This is a genomic window from Actinophytocola xinjiangensis (genome assembly GCF_001921215.1).
Lineage (GTDB): Bacteria > Actinomycetota > Actinomycetes > Mycobacteriales > Pseudonocardiaceae > Actinophytocola > Actinophytocola xinjiangensis.
The window spans coordinates 30,678-51,942 of record NZ_MSIF01000030.1 but is presented as its reverse complement, the minus strand read 5'-3'; the positions used below and the strand labels follow the sequence as shown (position 1 = coordinate 51,942).

The window sequence follows — 21,265 nt, the reverse complement described above, 5'->3', positions numbered from 1 at the left end:
TCCGGAGTACCCACCTTCTAGCCCTCCGCCAGCGCCTGGTCCCGGGTGGGAAAGATCGAAATGGTGTCCGCGACCCCGGTCAGCTGCAATGGTCGGTAGGTCGCCGCGCCCGAGGCGACCAGACGGAACCGGGTGTCGCCGGCCCGCTCGTTGTAGCCGATCAGGATGCTCATCCCCACCGACGCCAGGAAACTCACCTCGCTCAGGTCGACGATCACCATATCCGGCTCCCGGGCGAACGCGGTGGAAATCGACTCCTCAAGCACCGGTGCGGTGGCCAGGTCAACCTCGCCGATCACGGCCAACACCACGGTCTCCCCCAAGGCGTCCAGATGGAGGTCCTCGACCTTCACCGAGAACACCCCGTTCTCCGAACTGTCCGCGCCGACGAAGCTCATCGCGTCACCTGCCCCGCGCCTGTGTTTACCCACATAAGGCAAGCCCTACCCCCGGACGGACCCGTTCAAACCGGCCTCGTTCGACTCGTGCGTCCTCTTGGGTAGCCGATCGTGATCGGGTCGAAACGCCATCAACGTCAGGCGATCGGGTGATGACGGCGGGTCATCACCGCCCTGGGCCAGCGATCCAGTCCGCGCGCGTCCTCCTCGGCGCGGATGGCGCGAAGGCCCGGGGTCCACCGGTCCCGCGGTAACACCGTGAAACCGAGGCGGGCGTAGTACGGGCCGTTCCACGGGACCTCGGTGAACGTCGTCAGTGACATCGTCGTCATCCCGGCGGACCGGGCCCAGCCGGCCGCCCGCTCGATCAGGGCGGCGCCGAGGCCGCGCCGGGCGTGATCCGGCCGGACCGACACCTGGGCGATGTGCGCGTGCCCGTCCACCTCGCTGACCAGCAGGTACGCCACCGGCTGGTCGTCAGGCGTGACGTACACCCAGGCGCGGCCGTCCTGCTGGTACTCCGCCAGGACGGGCAGCGGCTCGGGCTCGTCGCCGGCGATCTCGGGCATGCCGATGTCGCGGAACGGCTCGGCGGCGGCGACCTCCAGGTCGCGCAACGCGGGCAGGTCGTCCGGGCGGGCGGGGCGGATGGTCATGTGCTGGCCACCACGATCAGTCGCCGGCTGTCGAGGGTCAGCGGGTCGCCGTCGCGGCCGAACGCGGTGACCTCCGCGAAACCGGCGCCCAACAGCAGCGTGCGCAGTTCGGTGTACGGGTAGAGACGCACGAAGAACCGGGTGTCGCGGCGGCGGCCGTCGCGGATCGTGGTGCGGTGCGTGGTGATCCGGTTGGTCAGCGGGTCGAACGCGTTGCGGTCGACGAGCAGGTCGCCGTCGCGTTCGTCGATGATCGACGTGAGCAGGTTGCGCAGCAGCCACGGATAGTTGTTGATCTCGATGAGGAACCGGCCGCCGGGGCGCAGCGCGCGGACGACCCCGGCGAGCACCTCGCGGTCGCCGTCGTCGCCGAGGTAGCCGAAGGCGGTGAACCAGTTGATCACCACGTCGAACTCGCCGGTCCACGGCAGTTCGCGCATGTCGCCGAGCCGGTAGTCGACCTCGACACCGCGTCCGGCGGCGTCCGCGCGGGCCAGGTCGAGGAACATCGGCGTCGCGTCCAGACCGGTGACCGTGGCGCCGCGCGCGGCGAGCCGGTTGGCGATCCGGCCGTGGCCGCAGGCGAGGTCGAGTACCCGCTCGCCCGGTTCGAGCCCGGTCAACCGGGCGATGACGTCGGTTTCGGATTCGCTGTGCTCGTCGTTCAGCCGCTCGGCCAGAAAATGGAGATAGTCCTCGCCGAACGTGCCCGCGAGATCGAACTCGGTCACGCCCGGAATGGTCGCACGGGGTCAGTGGCTCAGCGCAAGCCAATTCCGGTCGAGCAGGGCGAGCAGCGTGCGGCGCGGGGCCTGCGCCAGCGGACCGGATTCGTCGCGGGGAAGGGCGCGGTCCCACACGAGCGCCCGCGCGGGTTTGGCGACCCGGCAGGCCAGTTCGAGATCACCGACGAGGTCGGCGTGCGGCGCGAGATCGGTGAACGGTTCCAGATAGGCGTCGCGCAGCCGGACCAGATCAGGGCCTTCGGCGGCCTGCAACGCGACCAGCGCACTGGCGAACGGATGGGCGACAACGGCGTCGCCCCAGTCGAACAACCGAGGCCCGGCGGCGAAGACGCTGTTGGGGTGCAGGTCGTTGTGGTCGACGCTGGCCGGCACGGGCGATTCGGCCAGCCGCGCGCACCACCGCGTGAACCGGGGGCGCAGCGCGCGGATCTCCGCCAGCCCGTCCCCGCCGCCGCGGCGTCGTGCGGCGTCGATGGCCTCGTCGAGCCGGGCCGGCATCGCGGCCGGGCGCATGTCGGTCAGCCCGAGGGTGAGCATCTCGTCCACATGGGACGTGAGTTTCCGTTGCAGCAGAGCGTACTTCGGCAGGATCTCGACGAGTCCGGTGAGGACCGAGCCGGTGATGGTCGGCCCGCCGTCGGGTAGCAGCAGCCACCCCCGCGCCGCGTCGACGGCGATCGGCACCGGGACGTCACCGGGGCAGACCCGGGCGATCAACGCGTGCAAGCCGGCCTCGAACGCCGACCCGGCGCCGGTTGCCTTGAGCCACACGGTGCCGTGGTCGGTCGGCGCGGAGTACACGCTGCTCCAGGGGCGGCGGCGGACCTCGGTCACCGGACCGGTCCTGGTACGGCCGGCGGCGGTGAGCTGACGGTCCAGCCAGGCGACGTCGGGGCTCACCACACTCCTTTGTCTGGGCGGATTTGTCTGGGCGGACGACCCGATCGTAGACGGGCCCGGGCATGAGAACGGCGACCGCCGGGGAGGGGGCGGTCGCCGTTCGGTGAGGCCGGGGCCTCGGTCAGGGGATCAGAAGGCGGCGGTCACGGCGGGTTCGGCGATCCTGGTGAACACGCCCGGGCCCTGCCTGCCGTTCGCCCACAGGGAGTTGACGCGGCCGATCTCGTCGGCGTTGGGGTTGGCGTTGGTGCAGGACGGGCCGGGGCCACCGCCGGACATGAGTTCCGAGCAGGGGCCGTTGTAGTTGTCGGGCAGGCCCAGGACGTGGCCGGTTTCGTGGGCGGTGATGCGTACCGGTGCGTACACGCCCATCTGGGTGTGGTCGAGGAAGATGTAGCCGTTGCCGTGGCCATCGGTGTAGGCGTAGGAGCCGTTGGGGTCGTTGCCCTCGTAGAAGTCGAGGGTCGCCGCGGAGGCGTTCTCCACCAGCTGCACGTTCGACACCGAGTTGTTCCAGTTCGCCACTCCCTGGGCGATTTGCGACTGGTAGCTCGGCGCCCCGGAGTCGTCGTAGTAGACGGTTGTGGCGGCGGTCGTCGGGTTCTCGGGGGCGGTGGTGGCGGCTGCCTGACCGGTCGCCATCGGTGCCATGATCATCGCGGCCCCGACGGCGGCGCTCAGGAATGTCTTCCTGATCATGATTCCTCCTCGCCAACACGAATGAAATTCGGCGCTTCGGACGCTAGGGAGGATTCCTCGGCCCGCGGCACCGACTTTCGGTGGGTTCGGACCTATGGCAAATTGCCAACTGACTTGGCGGATTGACGAATAACTTGTCGAGTGGAAGGATAGCCCGTCCGCCTACCTGTCCACAATGGACGACGCCTGCGTAAAGTTCCGGTTTCTCTGCGGTATCCACCACTTGGCCTGGACGTGTCCAGCACGCACACTGGGAGTGCGTGTCCGCCGTCCTCGGCCGCCGCTATCCCAACCGATCAGGTGGTTTACCCCGCCCTCCCCACATTCGGAGCCGCCGCGTGCTCTCCTTCGGCAGGCGCAGGAAAGATCAGTCGCCGGAACCGGCCGGTTACCTCCCCGGCGACCCCGTGCCGGGCACCGTCGCGGTCTACTTCGCCGACGATCCGCGCCGGCTCTACCAACTCGCCCAGTGGCTCCCGGTCCTCGAACTGCTCGACGACCAGCACCCCGTCGTCGTCATCGCGCGACATCCGCGTACGTACGCCGCACTGTCCGGCATGACACGGCTGCGCTGTGTGTACCCACCTCTGTTCCACCACCTTGTAGACCTCTACGAGCGCAGCGACTTCAAAGTAGGCGTCTACGTCAACAACTCCCAGCACAACTTCCCCTCACTCATGCAACGCCGGATGCTGCACGTGCACGTCAACCACGGCGAGAGCGACAAGGTCTGCATGGTGTCCAACCAGGTGAAGGCCTACGACCGGGTGTTCGTCGCCGGCGCGGCCGCCGTCCGTCGACACCGCGCCGCGCTGATCGAGTTCGACGACGCCGCCCTCGTCCGCGTCGGCCGGCCGCAACTCGACCTGCGCCCCGAACCGCGACTGGCCCGCGACGGCCGGCGCACCATCCTCTACGCCCCCACCTGGGAAGGCGAGAACGCGTCCAACAACTACACCTCCGTCGACGTCCTCGGCGCCAGGATCGTCGCCGCCGCACTGTCGGTGCCGAACACCCGCGTGGTCTACAAGCCACACCCGAGGGTCCCGCCGAGCACCCGGCCGGCGGTCGCCGCCGCCCACCGCGAGATCGTCCGGCTCCTGGAACGCCGCCCGGGCAACGAGATCGCGCTCACCGGGGACATCCTCGCGCTGTTCCCGGTCGCCGACCTCATGGTCACCGACGTCTCCTCGGTCGGCCTGGACTTCCTCTACCTGCGCGCCGACGCCCCGCTGCTGATCGCCGACCGGTACGACGACCGCGCCCGGCTGCACGCCGACGCCCCCGTCAGCCACTGCGCCGACATCGTCGACTCCGACACGGTGTCCGCGCTCGCGGACACCCTCGAACACCGCCTCACCGACGACCCGCACCGCGCGGCCCGGTACGCCGCCCGCACCGACTACTTCGGTGACCTCGCCCCCGGCGAGAGCACCGCCCGGTTCCTCGCCGCCGTCGACGACGCGGTGCGCACCCGCGACCGCGGCCTCGCCGCACTGGACACCGGCCCGACCACACAGCAGCTCCGGGAGGCGGGAGAACCAGCATGACCGAGCCACCGAACGTCGTGATCCTGGCCGCCGGCATGGGAACCCGGCTCGGCCGCCCGCACCCCAAACCGCTCACCCCGCTGGTCGACGGCGCCAGCATCCTCGGCCGGCAGCTGCGGTGCCTGCGCCGCGCGTTCGGCGAGACCGTCGGGGTGACGGTCGTCGTCGGGTTCCGCGCCGAGGAGGTGATGGCCGCCGCGCCCGGCGTGCTGTTCGCCTACAACGAGCGCTACGAGCACACGAACACGGCCGCGAGCCTGCTCCGCGCGCTGCGGCTGGCCCGGCCGGGCGGGGTGCTGTGGCTCAACGGCGACGTCGTGTTCGACCCCGGGCTGCTGAACCGGATCGCCCCGGCGATCGCCGACGACCGCAGTTTCGTGTGCGTCAACACCGAAACAGTCGGTGAGGAGGAGGTGAAGTACACCTCGTCGGTCGACGGATTCGTGGTGCGGCTGTCGAAATCGGTGGCCGACGGCCTCGGTGAGGCCGTCGGGATCAACTACGTGGCGTCGGCCGACCGGGCGACGCTGGTCGAGCAGTTGGCGGGCTGCGCGGACGCCGACTACTTCGAGCGCGGCATCGAGACCGCGATCGCGGTGGGCGGGATGCGGGTGCTGGCGCTGGACATCTCCGAGTTCTTCGTCGTGGAGGTGGACTTCGCCGGCGACCTCGACCGGGCGAACGCGGTGGTGGGCGCGACCGTCACCTCGGCCGCCTGAACGCCGGGCAGCCGCGCGTTGCGGCGTGACCCCGTTGACCTGGCTGGACTCCCCGATCGGCCAGGACGTGGCGATGGCCGCCGGCCTGGTCAGCCGCTGTCAGCGCCGCGTCCGTTCCAGGGTTTCGCGAACGAGGTCGGCGGTCAGCACCGGCAGGTCGGCAGCGGCCGCACCGTGCGTGTCGTCGCCGGGAGGCTCGGTGGTCTCCGGTGTCTGGTCGTCGTCGGCTCGCATTCCTTCTGTTTACCATTCGCTGGCCCTGGTGAGGGTCCCGTGGTCGGGGACCCTCACCGGGTGTCGGGTCAGAAGCCGGCGGTGATGCGGGTGAACTCCCAGTCGGGTTGGGCGATGCCGCTGCAGTTCGAGACGACGCCGCCGCCCGGGCAGGGGCGGTCGCGGTTGACCGCCCAGTAGGCGAGGCGGGCCAGGCCCCGGGTCTTGGCCCAGTCACGGATCTGGGTCCAGGTCGCCAGGCTGGTCATCTCCTGCTGGTCGGACAGGCCGTTCATGCCGGAGATGCCCATGTGCTGGTAGGCCTGGGCGTCGGACCAGCCGAACGCGGAACGCAGCTTGTTCTTCAGTGCCTCGGACGCGTTGATGGTGTCCTGGCCGATGTTCGCGCTGCCGAAGTCGAACGGCATGATCGTGAACACGTCGATGTTCGCGCCCAGTGCCGCGGCCTGGTCGATCAGGCGGTTGCCGTAGTAGTTCGGGCCGCTGGTCGTGGTGCCGAAGGTGACGATCGTCTGGATGCCGGGGTTGTTCTGCTTGACGATCTTCAGCGCGCCGAGGATGCGGTCCTGGACGACGGTGTTCTCGAACTCGTCGGTGTTCTCGATGTCGATGTCGATGGCCTTGAGGTCGTAGGCGTCGATCACCTGTTGGTAGGCGCCGGCCAGGGCCTGCGGGGTGGCGCAGTTGGGGCCGAGCTTGTTGCCGCTCCAGCCGCCGAAGGACGGGACGATGTCGCCGCCGGCCGCGCGGATGGCGTTGATGGTCTGCTGGTCGACGCCGCCGAGCAGCGGGCGCTGGGAGTCCCAGGAGGGTGTGCAGCCGCCGCCGGACAGGACGAAGGCCATGGTGAACCAGCGGATGCCGGTGGCCGACATGACGGTGGCGGGGGCGGGTGGGTTGCCCCAGCCCAGGTACAGGTAGGGCGCGCCCCGGCCGCCGGTGGGCTGGGTGCAGCCGGCGGTGGTGGCCGACACCGCCGCGCTCTTGGCCGACTCGCCGGCGGCGTTGTAGGCGGCGACCGTGTAGGTGTGTCCGGTGCAGGTGCCCAGGTTGCCGATGGTGGCCGACGTGCCGGTCACGGTGGCCCGCACGGCGGTGCCCTCGTACACCCGGTAGCCGGTGACCGTGCCGCTGGACCCGTTCCACGCCAACGAGATCGAGGAGTTGGTCGTGCCGGTGACGCGCGGGTTGGCCGGGGTGGTCGGTGCGCCGGGGTTGCCGGAGCCGCCGTCGCAGCCCTCGCCGTTGAGTCGGCAGTTCTGGATGGTGGTGACGTTGCCGGGGGAGCCGTTGAACCCGAACGACGCGGTGGCGCCGGAGGGCAGGGTCGGGGCCCAGGTGGGGTTGCGGAAGGTGTGGTGCTGGCCGCTGCTGGTGCGCTGCGCGTCCCAGGACGAGGTGATCGTCGCGCCGGCCGGGAGGTCGAACTCGACGGTCCAGCCGTTGAGGGTGGTGCCGGAGGTGTTGGCGATGGTGATCTTGCCTTCGAAGCCGGTGCCCCAGTCCGACACCGTGGTGTAGGTGGCGGTCAGTCCGGGCGCGGCGGCGGCCGGGGTGAGGCCGAGGATCAGGGTGGCGAACGTGGCCAGTAGGACGGTGAGACGTCTTCGCATCTCGGGTCTCCTCGCGTGGGCAGGGTCCCCCTCTTGCGATGATTTTGGTCTAGACCAGCTGTTCCCACAAGGTCTGGACCAATCAAGCCCGGCGGGCGATGAGCTCCACGGTCACCAGCACCGCCGCCGACTCGATCGCCAACAACGCGACCAGCACCAGCAACTGGGCGGCGCCGGCCTGCAACGGATCGCCACCGCCCAGCAGGACACCGACATAGGCGCCGGGAAGGGTCACCAGGCCGACCGTGCGGGTCTGGTCAAGCGCGGGAACCAGGGCCTGATGGGCCGTCGGGCGCAGCAGCAACAGCGCCGCGTCACGGTTGACCAGCCCGAGAGCGAGACCGGCCTCGTACTCACCGCGCCGGTTCGTGAGCTCGTCACGAGCCCGCCGCCCGGCCAGCGAGGTCGCGGTCATCGCGCCCCCGATGAGAATCCCCGCGATGGGCACCACCGCGACCGGCTCCCAGGGAATCGCCCCACTGGCGAACAACAACGCCAGCACCGGCGCCACCCCCGTCGCGATGGCGATCGCCGGGAGGATCGAGAACCGCCCGAAGATCCGGCGCGCGGACGTGAACGCGGCGATGCTGAACATCAGGAGAACGAAGGCACTGGTCAGCCAGCCGGACGTGAGAATCGCGGTGATCAGGAAGGACACGGCGGCGAGTTGCGCGGTCGCCCGGGCGGCGGCGGTGGCGATGGGCCGCCAGGAGGAGATGCGGCCCAGGTAGACCGTGAGAGCGCCGGCGGCGGTGAGCAGGACGAGAGTCGCGGCCAGGGGCCAGCTGGGGGCGATCGTGCCGTTCATCCGGCTAGTTCTACCTGGTGGAGGGGTTGTGGGTTCTGTTGTTCGTGGGTTCGTGGTGGGTGTGGGTTGTGGGTGTCCCTGGGGTGTGGGTTGTGGGTTTCCCTGGTGGTGTGGGTGGTGGGGGGTTTTGCCTGTCTTGCCCGGGTCCGGCGGAGGCAGGGCCTTTTGGGGCAGGGTTGCGCCCTGCCCCTGGCGGTGTCCACCGCCAGACCCGGGTGGGCGGGAGTGGTGTTGTGTGTGTGGGGTTCTGGTTTGGCCTGTGTCTGTCCGTTGGGCGCTGGTCGTGACCGGAGGGTGGGGGTTCCGTCTGGTCGGGGGCTGTGTGGTGGCTAGGCGGACTCGGCCAGCTCTGCCTGCTTCTCGACAAGGGACCGCAGGTGCTCCAGGCACCGGGACTTCGTCCTTCCCACGCTCCCGGCCTGCATCTCCAACGCCGCCGCCAGTTGGGCGTAGGTCAACTCCGGCGCGTTCACCTGGAGCGCCAACATCGCCCGGCACCGCACCGGCAGAGCCTCGAAAGCCGCCTGAAATGCCTGGTCGCGGGCATTGCGAGGTTCCAGCGACACGACGTCGACAGAGCCGACGGGGTCCTCCCTGGCGCGCCGGACCCGCTGGCGCTGGCTCTCCCGCCGGGTGGTCGTCACCAGCCACGCCTGCAGGCGGTCGGGGTTGGTGAGATGGGGAAGGTTCTCCGCCAGCCGCACCCACGTGGTCTGTACGACGTCAGCCGCGTCGGAGTGGTTGAGGCGGTAGGACCGGGCGACCGCCCACAGCAGTGCGGTGTGACGGCGAACGAACTCCGGCCACATCCGAAGGTCGCCCGCCGCCAGTCGCAGCGTGAGGTCGCTGTCCGTGATCACCACGTCTCCCTCCGTGTGGGCCGGTGAGACGTCGCCGACAGCCTTCTGGTGCCCACCACGATCGGGTGGTCATCGGGAAGAAGTCAGGTCAGCGTGATGGTGGTGCGGCGTTGCGTGCCGTTGACCGTCACCTCCAGCGTGATCACTCCTGGGCGCAGGGCCGTCAGGCGACCGGTCAGCGGATCGAAGGTGGCTTTGTGCCAGGGTTTCGGGTCGCCGGTCAGGCTGACCGACGGGGACGCCGACCACCGCGCCGTCACCGGGTAGGCCACGGGGACCGTGCGCTGCCCCTGGGCCACCGCTGCGGTGACCACTGTGGACGTTCCGGTCGGCAGGCTCTCCGGGGCGGTGACCGTCAGGTCGTCGACGTGGGGGCGGACCTCCACGGCGAAGCCCTGGCCGCGCACGCCCCACAGGGACCAGCCGGTGAAACCACCGTCAGCCGCCCCGGTGGCGGGGTTCTTGCCCGAGTTGCCGTTGATGAAGTACGGCACACCGTCCACATGCGACGCGTGGAACGTTCCCACGTGAGCGCCGATGAACGCCGTCCGCTTGCCCGAGCGGGACTGGAACTCCGACAGCCAGCGTTGGAGCGTCGCGGCCTCCTTGCGGTCGGACAGTTCGCTGGCCCGCGCGGGTGTCGGGTCGCGTGGCGGCACGTGTTGGACAACCACCACCGAGCGAACGGCACGGTCGGTGGCCGCGTCGGCCAGGGTGTCGCGCAGGCGGTTGAGCTGGGTCCAGTCACCGGACCGGTAGGACAGGGCGGAGGTGTCGAAGGTGACGAAACGGGTGCCCTTGTGGTCGAACGTCCGCTGCGTTTCGCCGAACTCGGCGGTGAAGTTCGCCAGGCCGCCGTCGGCGCGTTCGTGGTTGCCGGGGACGTAGTGGAACGGCAGTTCGCCTTCCAGTTCCTCGTCGAGGATCTTTCTGGCCAGGGCGAAGTCAGCGGGAGACGCCTCGTCGACCAGGTCGCCGTTGATCACCAGGAAGTCCGGGCGGGCGGCGCGGATCTCGCGGAGGGTGCGGCGGGCGTTGGCGACGATGTCGCTGTCCGGGTCGCGGGCGACGAACTGCGCGTCGGACATCACCGCGAAGCGCCAGGGGGCGCCGGCGACCGAACCGTCGCGCACGATCAGCGGGTCGATCGGCCGCTGCGCGTCCGGGACCTCCAGCGCCGGCGGCACCATGGCGGTGAGCTGGTCGATCACGAGGTCGCCCCGGTAGCTCCTGGTCGGGTCGGTCTCGGCGGCGTAGAACCTGCGCAGCGTCAACGGGTACGCCGTGCCGGCCGGCACGGTGAACGTGAGCTGTTGCCAGCCCGTCCCGGTGAGGTAGCCGGCGCGGAACGCCGGCAACAGCTGACCGGTCCCGTCCCACGCCTGCAGTGACGCCCACTCGCCGTTGCCGGTGGAGTTCACCCACAGGCGCAACTCCTTGGGCTGGCCGGGAATCGTCAGGCCCTCGGGGGCCAGGGCGCCGCCGGTGCGGGTGCCGGTGCTCTGGGTGAAGTCGTAGGTCAGGCGCAGGCCGGGACCGTCGCGGCCCTCGGCGGGGGCGAGCGCGCCGGTCGCCCGCTCGCCGAAGAAGCGCCACGACGCCGGGTCGGCGAAGTCGGCGACGACCTGCTCCTCCAGGCCGACGGTCACCGGGAGCACCGAGCGGACGCCGTCGACCTCCAGGGTGACCAGGGTGGAACCGCTGGGGCGCAGCGCGGTCGCGGTGAACCGGCCGTCCTCACCGGCGGTGATCGACAGCAGGTCCTGGTCGTAGGTCAGGCGCACGTCGGCCGGTTCGATCGGCGCGCGCCAGCCGTCGGCGTCCGCGCCGACGACACCGAAGCTGGTGCGCTGGCCCTCGCCGGCCAGGGCCACCTGTTCGGCGGTCGCCGAGACGGTGGACACCCGGGGCAGGACGGTCAGCTCCACGCCGCCGCGCACGTTCCGGTCGGCGACGGTGACCTCGGTCCGGCCAGGGCGGCGGGCGTGGAACACGGCGTCGCGGTCGAGTGCGCCGTGCACCGGCTCGGCGTGCCAGCGCGGGGTGGCCGTCGCCGGGCCGAACGTCTCGTCGTAGGCGGCGGCGCGCAGCCGCCGGGTCAGGCCGGAGAACACCCGCTCGGGGTTGCCGGGCGCGACCGTCGACGAGCCGGACGCGCGGTCGGGGTCGAGCACCGGCTCCACCCAGAACCCCGTGGCCCGGCCGCTGCCGCGCGGCGCGTACAGGGCCAGGCCGTTGGGGACGTTGCGTTGCGCGCCGTCGGAGGGTCGGTTCTCCACCTGCCCGGTCGCCGATCCCGGCTCGCGGGCGACCATGGTCGTCGAGCCGCCGCCGTCGAGGTTGACGGCGTGGTAGGCGCCCAGTTCGACCATCATCGTGGCCAGCTCGTCCAGGCCGAGGCCCTCGGCGAAGGCCGACTGGCGGCCGTCGGCGGTCAGCAGGAACATCTGCCGGCTGTCGCGGGAGAAGCCGACGGCGGTGCGTGGCGCGGCCGGGACGTTGTTGCCGGCGCTGGCCTTCTGCGCGACGCCGTTCACCACCAGCAGCTGGCGGCCGTTGACCGCCGCGTGGATGCGTTGGCCCTGCTCGGTGCGGGCCTGGTAGTCGACGGCGACCCGGTCGCCGACGGCGAGGCCGGCGAGGGTGGCCGCGCCCTGCTCGCGGCCGACGAGCATCAGCGTGCCGTCGGGGATGGCGCCTTCGCCGGCCTGGTCCCGCACGGCGGTGACGACGTTGTCGACGACCTCGACCTCGGTCACCCCGGCGGCGCCCTGGGTGGCGCGGCAGCGGCAGTAGCTGCCCCACAGCGGCGTGAACGCCTCGATGCCGCCGGCCGCGAGGGTCGGCTTGTTCACCCCGGCCAGCGGCGGGTCGTCGGTGCCCGGCAGGTCGACGGTGCCCTCGAAGAGCACCTCGCCGATCGTGCCGAGGCCGTCGGGGGTGATGATGGCCGCCGACTGGTGCCAGGTGGGGGAGCTGTCCGGCGACTGGACGAGTTCGCCGGACCGCACGCCGACGCCCAGCGGGGCGGTGGAGTTGTTGATGTCGAAGAAGTCCCCGTTGACGGCGGCGACCGCGCCGGTGCGCTGCGCCTGGGTGGCCAGTGGTTCACCCTTGGCGACCTGGCCGGGGAACAGGTAGTCGACGGTGGTGCCCTTGGTCAGGTCGATGTCGAGGCTGTCGGCCTGGAGCCAGGTGGGAGTGCCGGTGTAGCCGTCGGGGCCGTAGCGGTCGAACGAGCGGAGCGTGACGCCCGGGGCGACCGGCCGTTCCCGCTCGTCGGTCTCGATCCTCGGGGCGGGTGCGGCGGCGGTGCGGGCCGGCGCCGACTCGGTGGGGTGGTCGGCGGAGTCGGAGGTGGCCCAGGTGCGGTCGGGTTCGTCGGCGAGCGCCGCCGGCAGCGGGCCCAGCACGACCAGGGAGGCGGTCATCGCGACGATCGCGAGCAGCTTTCGGTGCACGGAACGAGTCTGACCGGTTCGTCGGTTCTTCACCAGACCGCGAGATGTCTGGAAAGGAAACGACACCTGACTGGCGGATGCCGCCGTGACTCACCGCGCGTACCGCATCACCGTGACGCGCTCGTCGAGCACGGTGGCATCGACGAGGGTCAGCGTGCGCCGCTCGGTGAGCGGCAGGACCTGCCGCCCGCCGGCGAGCACGACCGGGTGCACCGCGATGCGGTACTCGTCGATCAGGTCCAGCTCGGACAGCCGGGCCGCCAGCTCCGCGCCGCCGGTGAGCAGCAGGTCCCGCCCCGGCGCCGAGCGCAGCCGCTCGATCGCGGCGGCCAGGTCGCCGCCGACGACCTCGTCGGCCCACTCGATCGACCGCTGGCTCCGGGAGAACACGATCTTGGGTGTCGAGTTCCAGACCGGCAGGAACCACTGGTCGTGCGGGTCGTCGGAGGCGGCCCCGGCGGTCGGCCAGTAGCCGGCCATCATCTCGAAGACCCGCCGGCCGTAGAGCAACGTGTCGACGTGTTCGTGCACGTCACGGCTGTACTGGTCGAGCTCGGGGCCCACCAGTGCCCAGTCGAACTCGCCGTGGGGTCCCTCGACGAACCCGTCGACCGAGGTGTTCACCCAGTAGATGACCTTGCGCATGTCCTGCTCCTCACGATGGAAACGGTGGGCACCGTCGACGGGGAGTCGGAGGTGCCCACCGTGGCTCGACATCGCGGGCCGCGCAAATTTTTCTACGCGTGCGGGCAGGTGTCCCGGTAGTCGGAGATGTCGCGGTCGTCCGGCGCCGGGCAGAGGAACTGCTCGTACCGGGTGTCGTTGTCGACGAACCGCTTCAGCCAGGACAGCATGTACTTCGCCTGGGTGGTGTTCGGGGTCTGCGGGAAGAAGTGGCTGGCGTTGTCCAGCTCCAGGTACGCCTTCTCCGCCGACGCCGGGATGGAGTTGTAGAACGGGATCGAGTGGGTGGCCACCGGCGCGATCGAGTCGGACTCGCCGCCGATGATCAGCGTCGGCGTGCGCAGCTCCGACCAGGACTTGTCGGTGTTCCACGGCGCCAGCGGCACCGCGGCCTGCAACGCCGGCCGCGACGAGGCCGCCTCCAGCGACCCGCCGCCGCCCATCGAGTGGCCGGCCACGGCCAGCCGCGAGGAGTCGATCCGGCCGCGCACGGTCAGGTTGTCCTCGGTCATGTAGTCCAGGGCCGCCAGCAGCTGGTCACCCCGGCTGCTGGGCTGGTCGTAGATGGTGTTGGTGTCGATGGTGATCACCACGAAGCCGTGTGAGGCCAGCCTCGGCCCCATCCAGGCGATGCTGGACTCGGTCGCGGTGAAGCCCGGCGAGATGGCCACCGCACCGAAGGTGCCCTCCGAGGTGCTCGTCGGGTAGTAGATCGTGCCGCCGCCGAAGCCGCTGACCAGGCTGGACACCGACGTCTGGGACACCGAGAACGGACCGCGGGAGGCCTCGATGAGGCTCTCGGTCGGGTCCGGGCCGCGCTCGTAGGGGTTGTCCTGGGCGGTCGCGGCGGTGGCCGTGCCCACCAGGACCGTCGCCGCCAGGGCGACACCACCGAGGATTCGTACGCCTTTTCGCAGGGTCTTTCGCATCTCTCGCACCTTCTCCCATCAGCTCGTCGTCGAGCTACGCAGCGGTCGCGATCGGTAACCGACTGTGGCAAGCGGTGGCCGGTGGGCGCATCGGTGGAATCGCCAGTCCTGCCCGGCACCGGCGGTGACCCGCCGGCCCCGGCCGTACGCTGCGGGTCGTGACCCCCAGTGCCGAACAGATCGTGCGTGCCGCCGCACGCTGGATAGGGCGTGGCGCCCGGTTGGACACCCGCACGTTCGCCGGTGATCTCGGCATCTCGCGCAGCACGCTGTTCCGCCGGGTCGGCAACCGCGAGGACCTGATGGGCGAGGCCCTCTGGTACATGGCCGACCGCACGATGGCCGGCGCGCTGCGCCAGTGGCGGGCGGCCAACGGTGAACGGGTCCGCGACGAGGCCGGTGAGCTGCGTTGTCTGGTCGTGATGCGCCGGTACCGGGTGGACATCGCCGGCAACCAGGGGTTCCGCAAGCTGCTCAACGACGAGCCGACGGTCGGCATCCGGGTGCTGACCGACCCGGCCGGGCGGGTGCAGCCCCGGGTGATGGCCGCGCACGTCGAGCTGTTGGGGCTGGACGTGGCGGCCGGCGGGTTCACGCCGGCGGTGAGCCTGGAAAGCCTGTGTTACGCCATCGTCCGGCTCGGCGAGGCGTTCCTGTACTCCGACGTGCTGGTCGGTCGGGCTCCCGATCTGGACGCGGCCTCGACGTTGATCGCCGCGCTCGTGGAGGCGAAGGAACCCACGGTCTTGTGAAACACATCGGTCTGGTGTTTCATCGGAGTGCCGGCGTTCACCGTTGAACAACAGGGAGATCCGATGCCCGTCCGGACCCACGAGAGCTGGCCACCTGGACTGCCCGGATCGCTGGCGTATCCGGACGTCCCCGTCGGCGCGATCCTCGCCGGCTCGGTACGCCGCTACGGCGACCGGGTCGCCTTCGCCCGGGGCGACGAGGAACTGACCTACACCGCGCTCGGCGAGCGCGCCGCCGCCTTCGCGGGCGGGCTGATCGCCCGGGGCGTCGCGCCCGGTGACCGGGTGGCGCTGCGGATGCCCAACTGCCTGGAGTACCCGGTCGCCTACTACGGCACCATGCTCGCCGGGGCGACGTTCGTCCCGGTCAACCCGCTGTTGCCGCCACCCGTCGCGGCCCGCCAGATCGCCGACGCCGGCGCGGTGCTCACGGTCACCGCACCGGACGTGGCCGGCATCGCCGACGGCCAGCCGACCGAGGCACCCGACGTCGAGGTCGGCGAACTCGCGCACCTCGCGTACACCGGCGGCACCACCGGGGAGTCCAAGGGCGTGCGGATCCCGCACCGCAACGTCGTGGTGAACACCCTGCAGTACGCGTGCTGGGGGTCGGGCTCGCTGCCCGCGCTCGACGAGCACGGCGGGCTGGTGCTCGACCAGGTCGGCGACGAAGCCGAGTGGCCGACCCGGCTCGGCACGGCGGTGGCGATCAACCTGACCCCGTGGTTCCACGCCATGGGCACCATCGCCGGACTGAACGCGTTGGTGCTCATGGGCTACACGACCGTGCTGCACGACCGCCTCGACCCGGCCGCCTACCTGGCCGACGCGCAACGGCTGCGGATCACCGCGATCGGCGGCGCGCCCGCGCTGTTCGCCGCGCTGCTGGCCTGCCCGGACATCGCCACCACCGACCTGTCCTCGGTCCGGGCGATCTCCTCGGGCGCGGCGCCGATGCCGGTGGAGATGATCCGGCGGCTGCGTGAGCTGGCGCCCGAGGCCGTGGTCAGTGAGGGCTACGGGCTGACCGAGGTCACCATGGCCGCCACGCTGGGCCCGGTGCACCGGTCGGGCACCCGCAAGGCGGGCACGGTCGGCGTGCCGGTCTTCGACACCGAGGTGGCGATCCTCGACCCCGACGGGGCGGCGGTGCCGACCGGCGAACGCGGCGAGGTGTGCATCCGGGGCCCGCAGGTGATGACCGGCTACCACCACCGCCAGGACGCGACCGACGAGGTGCTGCGCGAGGGCTGGCTGCACACCGGCGACGTCGGCATCCTGGACGAGGACGGCTATCTGTCCATCGTGGACCGGATGAAGGACATGTTGCTGTACAAGGGGTACAACGTGTACCCGAGGGAGCTGGAGGAGATCCTCGCCGAGCACCCGGCGGTGCTCGCGGCGGCCGTGGTCGGCAAGCCGGACGACGCGGTCGGCGAACTGCCGGTGGCGTTCGTGGTGCCGGCCGACCCGTCGGTCACCGGCGAGGACCTGATGGCGGCGGTCAACGAACGCGTCGTGGCCTACAAGCGGCTGCGCGCGGTGTACCTCACCGACCAGATCCCGATCTCCGCGGCCGGAAAGGTGCTCAAGCGCGAACTGCGTGACCGGCTCGCCAGCACGTCGTGAGTACCGGGCTGTACGGCCGGGCGGCGGAGCTGCGCCGGCTGGCCGCGCTGAGCGGCACCGGCGGCGCGCTGCTGCTGCTCGGTGAGGCCGGCATGGGCAAGACCGCCGTTCTGTCCACTGTGGACGCCACGGTGTCGGTGCGGGGCATCGACGCCGAACGCGGGCTGGCGTTCGGCGCGCTGAACCGGCTGCTGGCGCCGCTGGCCGACCGGTTCGACAGCCTGCCGGCCGACCAGGCCGGCGAGCTGCGCGGGGTCGCCGGACTCGGTGGCCGGCCCGACGCGTTCGGGCTGCGCTGCGCGGTGCACCGGCTGCTGGTCGGCCTGGCCGCCGACGGCCCGGTCAGCTGTGTGGTGGACGACGCGCAGTGGCTGGACGTCGAGTCGCTGGAGGTGCTGGCCTTCGCGGCGCGCCGGCTGGCCGGGCACCGGGTGGCGATGGTGTTCGCCGCGCGCCCCGAACTGGCGCGGCCCGGCCACGACCCACTGGCCGAGATCCCGCGGCTGTGGCTCTCGGCGCTGCCCGACGAGGCGTGCGAGCGGCTGCTGCGCCGGTGGCGGGTGCCGGCCGGGCCAAGGGCCGTCCTGACCGAGATCGCCGGCGGCAACCCGGCCGACCTGGTGTCGCTGGCGGCCGAGCTGACCCCCGACCAGCTGGCCGGTCGCGCGCCGCTGCCCGAGGTCCTCGGCGGCGGCCGGTGCGCCGACTACCGGACCCGGCTGGCCGCGCTGTCCCCGGCGGCGCGGGTCCTGCTGACCTGCGTGGCCGCCGAGTCCACCGTGGAGCTGGACACGCTGTCGCGGTGCGGGGGCCCCGAGGAGCTCGACGAGCTGCTGGCCGCCGGCCTGCTGCGGATCGCCGGCACGTCGCTGCGGCTGCCCAGCACCCTGGTGCGCGACACCCTGTACCGGTTGGCGAGCCCGGCGTGGCGCCAGCAGGCACACGCCCGGCTCGCCGCCGCGCTCACCGGCCCCCGCGCGACCTGGCACAGTGCCCTGACGACGTCGCGGCCCAGCCCCGAACTCGGCGACGAGCTGGCCCGCGCCGCCGACCACGCCGACCACCCGAGCGCCGCGAGCCTGCTGGACCGGGCCGCCACCCTGACAGTCCACACAGGACTGCGCGGTGAGCGGCTGCTGGCCGCCGCCGGGCACGCCTGGCAGTCCGGCCGGCCCGGCTGGGCGCGGACCCTGCTGGCCCGCGCCAGGGCCGCCGGCGCCGATCGTGCCCGGTGCGCGCTGCTGCTCGGCGAGATCGAACTGCGCGACGGCGAACCCGCCGTCGCCACCCACGAGCTGGCCTTCGCCGCCGAACACCTCACCGACCCCGACGAGGCGTCGCTGGCCCTGATGCTCGCCGGCGAGGCTCGGCGCATCGGCGGCGACCTGTCCGGCTACCGCACCCTCGCCCACCGGGTCACCGCGTCGGTACCGTCGGGCAGCGGGGTGGGCGCCCTGTTCGCCGGCGGCGCCGCGACCTACGCCGGCCGTCACGGCGAGGCCGCCGAACCGCTGCGCCGTGCCGTCGACCTGGGTCTGGCGGCCGGCGACGTGGCGTCCGCGGTGTGGGCGGCCGAGGCGGCGTTCGCCCTCGGGGACGTCGAAGGCGCCTACGAGTGCGCGTCGGCCGCGGTGTCCCGGGCGCGGTTGGGCACGCGGGGCGCGGCGCTGCCGTGGGCGCTGGTGCACCTGGCGCTCACCGCCATCGGCCTTGATCGCCACCGCGCCGCCCGCGCCGCGACCGAGGAAGGCCTGGCGGCGTCGGTGGCCCAGCGCAACACGTGGGCCGAACACCTGTCGTTGCAGGGGTTGTCGGCGGCGCTGCTGGGTGACCTGGCCACCGCGAGGTCCACATTGGACCTGGCGGCGCCGGGGATCGCGGAGCGCTCGCTCGGCCGGCCGTGCGCCATCTCGTCGTGGGCGGGCGCGTGCCTGGACCTGGCCGAGGACCGACCGGCGGACGCGCTGGGCCGGCTGGCGACCCTGGGCGCCGGGGTCAGCGGGGCGCAGCGGGCGATCCAGGTACTGGCCACCCCGCAGTGGGTGGAGGCGGCGGTGCTGGCCGAGCAGCCGGAGCGGGCGGGGGAGCTGCTGGGGCGGTTCGACGAGTGGGTGCGCTCGGGCGGCAGCGCGGCGTGGCTGGCGATGTCCAGCCGCTGCCACGCGCTGCTGGCCGACGATCTCGGGGAGGCCGAGGAGCACTACCGGACGGCGATCGCGCTGCACCACCGGGCGGGGGCGGCGATGGAGCTGGCGCGGACGCAGTTGTTCTACGGCAACCGGTTGCGCCGCCACCGGCGCACCCGTGACGCGCGGGTGCTGTTCCGGGACGCGCTGCGCGGGTTCCGGGCCGCCGGCGCCGACCACTGGGCGACGCGGGCGAAGGCCGGGCTGCGGGCGTGCGGCGAGACCGTCGGCACGGGCGGGGTCACGCTGGCCGGGCTGACCCCGCAGCAGGCCGCGATCTCCCGGCTGGTGGCCGTCGGGGAGACCAACAAGGAGATCGCCCGCCGGTTGGTGATCAGCCCGAGGACCGTCGACCACCACCTGCGCAACATCTTCACCACACTGGGGGTCCGTTCGCGGGTGGAGCTGGCCCACCGGGTGACCTCGGCCACGACCCAACGGTGAGGCAACCTTCGCCGGCTCCCGGGTGGTATTCCACCGTAGACCGGGCGAGGCGGAGGGCTGGGCGTGGTGAGAGCACCTGAGGGGTTCGAGGAGTTCGTGGCGCGGGCGTCGCCCAGGCTGCTGCGCACGGCCTACCTGCTGACCCGCGACCCCGGGCACGCGGAGGACCTGGTGCAGACCGCGTTGGCCAGGGCGTGGCGGTCGTGGCGCCGGATCACCGGCGACCCCGAGCCGTACGTGCGGCGGATCCTGGTCAACACCCACGCGACCTGGTGGCGGCGCCGGTGGCGAGGCGAGGCGCCCACTGGTGAGCTACCCGAACTGTCCGGCGAGCCGGAGCAGCTGGCGGTGGACGAGCGGGAATGGCTGTGGCAGGCGCTGGGCCGGCTGCCGCCCCGGCAGCGTGCCGTGCTGGTCCTGCGGTTCTTCGACGACCTGGCCGAGGCGCAGGTCGCCGACCTGCTCGGGTGCTCGGTGGGCACCGTCAAGAGCCAGTCGAGCAAGGCGCTGGCCAAACTCCGGGTGGACGAGACGATCCGCACCGAGGAAGGAACCCGGCGATGAACCTGACCGACCTCACCGAGGTGCTCCGCGACCGCGCCGACCTCGACGCCACCACCCACGACGCCCGGATGGCCGGTATCCGTGGCCGGGTGCTCGCCCGGCGCCGCCGGCTCGCGCTCACCGGTGTCGTCGGTGTGGTGCTCGCGCTGGTCGGCGTCGTGTACGTGGCCCTGCCCGGCCAGCGGGTCGACCCGGCGGAGCCGACCAGAAGCCTCGCGGAGTACCAGTCCGGTGCCCGGCTGGTCGCGCAGGCCTGGGGAGACCTGCCGGCCACCTCGATCACCCTCACCCACACACCGAGCGCCGACGACCTGGTGCTCATCGCCCACTGCGTCGACGAGGACTCCGGGCAGAACCTGGTCACGATGGTCTCGATCAACGGGCGGGACGGCCCGGCGGGTGGGTGCACCGGTCAGACGACCGTGCGCATCGACCTGTCCGCCTACGGCGGCTCGGTCGGTGAACCGCTCGTCGTCAGGATGGTCGTCGGCGTCAACCGCGTCGCGGGCGAGTTCCCGGAGACGGTCGCCGACGTTCGGCCGCCGGAGAGTGCGACGAGCGCCGAGTACGCCGTCGGACTCGGGGAACGGGTGCCGCTCACGGAGTACTCGTTCCCGCCGCGCCCGGAAACGCTGGAGCCGCTGGACTCACTCCTCGCCCCGGCGGACTTCGACCTGCGATCCGACCCCGATGACCCCGACGCCCCCCAGGAGCTGGACGTGACCTGGCGTGGGCAGGTCGAACTGACTGCCTCCCTCAACACCCCGGGGCGGCTCGAAGTGCTGATCGACGGCGAATCCGTCTACGTCGGCGACTCCTGGACCTACCTCGGAACGATCGGCGTGACGACGGTCGGCGGTCCCGACGGTCCCGACCTCGCCGTCGGGGAAACCGCCACGATCACGGTGGTTCCGGAACGCACCACCGGCGACTGGGCCGTCCAGTTCACCTGGCTGTGAACGCCCGGCCGGACCGGGTGGACCGGCGGGTCAGCGGGCCGACGAGGGTGACGAACGCGCGGGCGAGTGGGCCGGCGGGGGTCATGACGTCGCGGTACTCGTGGAGGAGGCCGGCGAGGGCCAGGGGCCCGGGGCGGGCGTCCATGGCGCGGAAGTAGGCCTCGACGCGCCCGGCGGGGGTGCTGAGCCAGCGGACCCTGGTCGGGGCGGCGGTGGGGTTCCACATGTGGTGGACGGCGCCGCGGGGGATGTCGAGGGTGTCGCCGGGGGTGAGGTCCTGTTGCCGGCCGTCGACCACCACGCGGAGGGTTCCTTCGAGGACCTCGAAGTGTTCGTCGTGGTGGGGGTGGCTGTGGCGGGGTGGGCGGGAGCCGTGGGGGGCGTAGGTGGCGTCGACGTCGACGCGGTCGGGGGTGGTGTCGCGGACGCGGAGGGTGACGGCGTCGGTCAGCTGGATGGTGTCAGTCATTGCTC

20 protein-coding genes are annotated in these 21,265 nt (G+C 71.9%); 7 read left to right on the top strand and 13 right to left on the bottom strand.

All coding sequences use genetic code 11. The annotated features are described in order from the left end of the window. Nucleotides 1–17 precede the first annotated feature (17 nt). From BLA60_RS36610 to BLA60_RS36590, 5 genes are all read right to left on the bottom strand, one after another. On the bottom strand, nucleotides 18–398 hold the full coding sequence (locus BLA60_RS36610) for an STAS domain-containing protein (RefSeq protein WP_084735869.1): 381 nt from the start codon (nucleotides 396–398) through the stop codon (nucleotides 18–20). Between the two features lie 137 nt (nucleotides 399–535). Next, nucleotides 536–1,054, bottom strand: coding sequence for a GNAT family N-acetyltransferase (locus tag BLA60_RS36605; protein ID WP_075137661.1), 519 nt, complete (start codon nucleotides 1,052–1,054; stop codon nucleotides 536–538). Further along, a complete protein-coding gene (locus tag BLA60_RS36600; RefSeq protein ID WP_075137660.1) occupies nucleotides 1,051–1,785 on the bottom strand; it encodes an SAM-dependent methyltransferase in 735 nt (244 codons plus the stop codon). The genes BLA60_RS36605 and BLA60_RS36600 overlap by 4 nt, the downstream gene beginning before the upstream one ends. Before the next feature lie 21 nt (nucleotides 1,786–1,806). Continuing rightward, nucleotides 1,807–2,700, bottom strand: a complete 894-nt coding sequence (locus BLA60_RS36595; protein ID WP_211288977.1) for a phosphotransferase — start codon at nucleotides 2,698–2,700, stop codon at nucleotides 1,807–1,809. A gap of 129 nt (nucleotides 2,701–2,829) precedes the next feature. Then, entirely contained in the window at nucleotides 2,830–3,399 is a 570-nt protein-coding gene (locus tag BLA60_RS36590) for a snapalysin family zinc-dependent metalloprotease (RefSeq protein WP_075137658.1), read from the bottom strand. A gap of 338 nt (nucleotides 3,400–3,737) precedes the next feature. On the opposite strand from BLA60_RS36590, the gene BLA60_RS36585 reads away from it, so the two are divergent. Together BLA60_RS36585 and BLA60_RS36580 are read left to right on the top strand one after the other, a co-directional pair. Next, the gene (locus tag BLA60_RS36585; protein WP_154814849.1) at nucleotides 3,738–4,949 is read left to right on the top strand and encodes a CDP-glycerol glycerophosphotransferase family protein; all 1,212 of its coding nucleotides are present in this window, start codon (nucleotides 3,738–3,740) and stop codon (nucleotides 4,947–4,949) included. Beyond that, the gene (locus BLA60_RS36580) at nucleotides 4,946–5,668 is read left to right on the top strand and encodes a phosphocholine cytidylyltransferase family protein (protein WP_075137656.1); all 723 of its coding nucleotides are present in this window, start codon (nucleotides 4,946–4,948) and stop codon (nucleotides 5,666–5,668) included. The genes BLA60_RS36585 and BLA60_RS36580 overlap by 4 nt, the downstream gene beginning before the upstream one ends. A 99-nt stretch (nucleotides 5,669–5,767) precedes the next feature. On the opposite strand, the gene BLA60_RS46360 is transcribed toward BLA60_RS36580, so the two are convergent. The 7 genes from BLA60_RS46360 to BLA60_RS36550 all read right to left on the bottom strand — a co-directional run bounded on the left by BLA60_RS46360 (nucleotide 5,768) and on the right by BLA60_RS36550 (nucleotide 14,257). Further along, nucleotides 5,768–5,902 (bottom strand): hypothetical protein, encoded by a 135-nt coding sequence (locus tag BLA60_RS46360; RefSeq protein ID WP_281257511.1) that lies wholly within the window; start codon nucleotides 5,900–5,902, stop codon nucleotides 5,768–5,770. 68 nt (nucleotides 5,903–5,970) lie between these two features. After that, nucleotides 5,971–7,515, bottom strand: a complete 1,545-nt coding sequence (locus tag BLA60_RS36575) for a cellulose binding domain-containing protein (protein ID WP_075137655.1) — start codon at nucleotides 7,513–7,515, stop codon at nucleotides 5,971–5,973. 82 nt (nucleotides 7,516–7,597) lie between these two features. After that, nucleotides 7,598–8,323 carry an ABC transporter permease gene (locus BLA60_RS36570; RefSeq protein WP_075137654.1) on the bottom strand — a complete coding sequence of 242 codons (726 nt, stop codon included), beginning with the start codon at nucleotides 8,321–8,323 and terminating at the stop codon, nucleotides 7,598–7,600. Between the two features lie 329 nt (nucleotides 8,324–8,652). After that, nucleotides 8,653–9,183, bottom strand: coding sequence for an RNA polymerase sigma factor (locus BLA60_RS36565; RefSeq protein WP_154814848.1), 531 nt, complete (start codon nucleotides 9,181–9,183; stop codon nucleotides 8,653–8,655). Between the two features lie 83 nt (nucleotides 9,184–9,266). Next, complete coding sequence (locus tag BLA60_RS36560; protein ID WP_211288976.1) at nucleotides 9,267–12,644, bottom strand: phosphodiester glycosidase family protein; 3,378 nt, start codon at nucleotides 12,642–12,644, stop codon at nucleotides 9,267–9,269. A 90-nt stretch (nucleotides 12,645–12,734) separates the two neighbouring features. Next, complete coding sequence (locus BLA60_RS36555; RefSeq protein ID WP_075137653.1) at nucleotides 12,735–13,289, bottom strand: dihydrofolate reductase family protein; 555 nt, start codon at nucleotides 13,287–13,289, stop codon at nucleotides 12,735–12,737. Nucleotides 13,290–13,381: 92 nt separating this feature from the next. Continuing rightward, nucleotides 13,382–14,257, bottom strand: a complete 876-nt coding sequence (locus BLA60_RS36550) for an alpha/beta hydrolase family protein (RefSeq protein ID WP_075137652.1) — start codon at nucleotides 14,255–14,257, stop codon at nucleotides 13,382–13,384. 158 nt (nucleotides 14,258–14,415) lie between these two features. Between BLA60_RS36550 and BLA60_RS36545 the strand changes: the two genes are divergently transcribed. The 5 genes from BLA60_RS36545 to BLA60_RS36525 all read left to right on the top strand — a co-directional run bounded on the left by BLA60_RS36545 (nucleotide 14,416) and on the right by BLA60_RS36525 (nucleotide 20,791). After that, on the top strand, nucleotides 14,416–15,009 hold the full coding sequence (locus BLA60_RS36545) for a QsdR family transcriptional regulator (protein ID WP_075137651.1): 594 nt from the start codon (nucleotides 14,416–14,418) through the stop codon (nucleotides 15,007–15,009). A 63-nt stretch (nucleotides 15,010–15,072) separates the two neighbouring features. Beyond that, nucleotides 15,073–16,638, top strand: a complete 1,566-nt coding sequence (locus BLA60_RS36540; RefSeq protein ID WP_075137650.1) for a class I adenylate-forming enzyme family protein — start codon at nucleotides 15,073–15,075, stop codon at nucleotides 16,636–16,638. Next, nucleotides 16,635–19,268, top strand: a complete 2,634-nt coding sequence (locus BLA60_RS36535; RefSeq protein ID WP_245812414.1) for a helix-turn-helix transcriptional regulator — start codon at nucleotides 16,635–16,637, stop codon at nucleotides 19,266–19,268. Before BLA60_RS36540 ends, BLA60_RS36535 begins: the two co-directional genes overlap by 4 nt. Before the next feature lie 66 nt (nucleotides 19,269–19,334). After that, the gene (locus tag BLA60_RS36530) at nucleotides 19,335–19,832 is read left to right on the top strand and encodes a SigE family RNA polymerase sigma factor (RefSeq protein WP_154814847.1); all 498 of its coding nucleotides are present in this window, start codon (nucleotides 19,335–19,337) and stop codon (nucleotides 19,830–19,832) included. Next, entirely contained in the window at nucleotides 19,829–20,791 is a 963-nt protein-coding gene (locus tag BLA60_RS36525; protein WP_075137648.1) for a hypothetical protein, read from the top strand. The genes BLA60_RS36530 and BLA60_RS36525 overlap by 4 nt, the downstream gene beginning before the upstream one ends. Here the strand turns inward: BLA60_RS36525 and BLA60_RS36520 are convergent. Then, a complete protein-coding gene (locus BLA60_RS36520) occupies nucleotides 20,778–21,260 on the bottom strand; it encodes a cupin domain-containing protein (RefSeq protein ID WP_075137647.1) in 483 nt (160 codons plus the stop codon). The two genes, BLA60_RS36525 and BLA60_RS36520, sit on opposite strands and share 14 nt — an antisense overlap. Nucleotides 21,261–21,265 lie beyond the last annotated feature (5 nt).

What these genes read in the sequence shown, in the direction of transcription:
- BLA60_RS36610 (WP_084735869.1), bottom strand. Translation starts at nt 398, where the DNA reads ATGAGCTTCGTCGGCGCGGACAGTTCGGAGAACGGGGTGTTCTCGGTG.
- BLA60_RS36605 (WP_075137661.1), bottom strand. Translation starts at nt 1,054, where the DNA reads ATGACCATCCGCCCCGCCCGCCCGGACGACCTGCCCGCGTTGCGCGAC.
- BLA60_RS36590 (WP_075137658.1), bottom strand. Translation starts at nt 3,399, where the DNA reads ATGATCAGGAAGACATTCCTGAGCGCCGCCGTCGGGGCCGCGATGATC.
- BLA60_RS36580 (WP_075137656.1), top strand. Translation starts at nt 4,946, where the DNA reads ATGACCGAGCCACCGAACGTCGTGATCCTGGCCGCCGGCATGGGAACC.
- BLA60_RS46360 (WP_281257511.1), bottom strand. Translation starts at nt 5,902, where the DNA reads ATGCGAGCCGACGACGACCAGACACCGGAGACCACCGAGCCTCCCGGC.
- BLA60_RS36575 (WP_075137655.1), bottom strand. Translation starts at nt 7,515, where the DNA reads ATGCGAAGACGTCTCACCGTCCTACTGGCCACGTTCGCCACCCTGATC.
- BLA60_RS36570 (WP_075137654.1), bottom strand. Translation starts at nt 8,323, where the DNA reads ATGAACGGCACGATCGCCCCCAGCTGGCCCCTGGCCGCGACTCTCGTC.
- BLA60_RS36555 (WP_075137653.1), bottom strand. Translation starts at nt 13,289, where the DNA reads ATGCGCAAGGTCATCTACTGGGTGAACACCTCGGTCGACGGGTTCGTC.
- BLA60_RS36550 (WP_075137652.1), bottom strand. Translation starts at nt 14,257, where the DNA reads ATGCGAAAGACCCTGCGAAAAGGCGTACGAATCCTCGGTGGTGTCGCC.
- BLA60_RS36540 (WP_075137650.1), top strand. Translation starts at nt 15,073, where the DNA reads ATGCCCGTCCGGACCCACGAGAGCTGGCCACCTGGACTGCCCGGATCG.
- BLA60_RS36525 (WP_075137648.1), top strand. Translation starts at nt 19,829, where the DNA reads ATGAACCTGACCGACCTCACCGAGGTGCTCCGCGACCGCGCCGACCTC.
- BLA60_RS36520 (WP_075137647.1), bottom strand. Translation starts at nt 21,260, where the DNA reads ATGACTGACACCATCCAGCTGACCGACGCCGTCACCCTCCGCGTCCGC.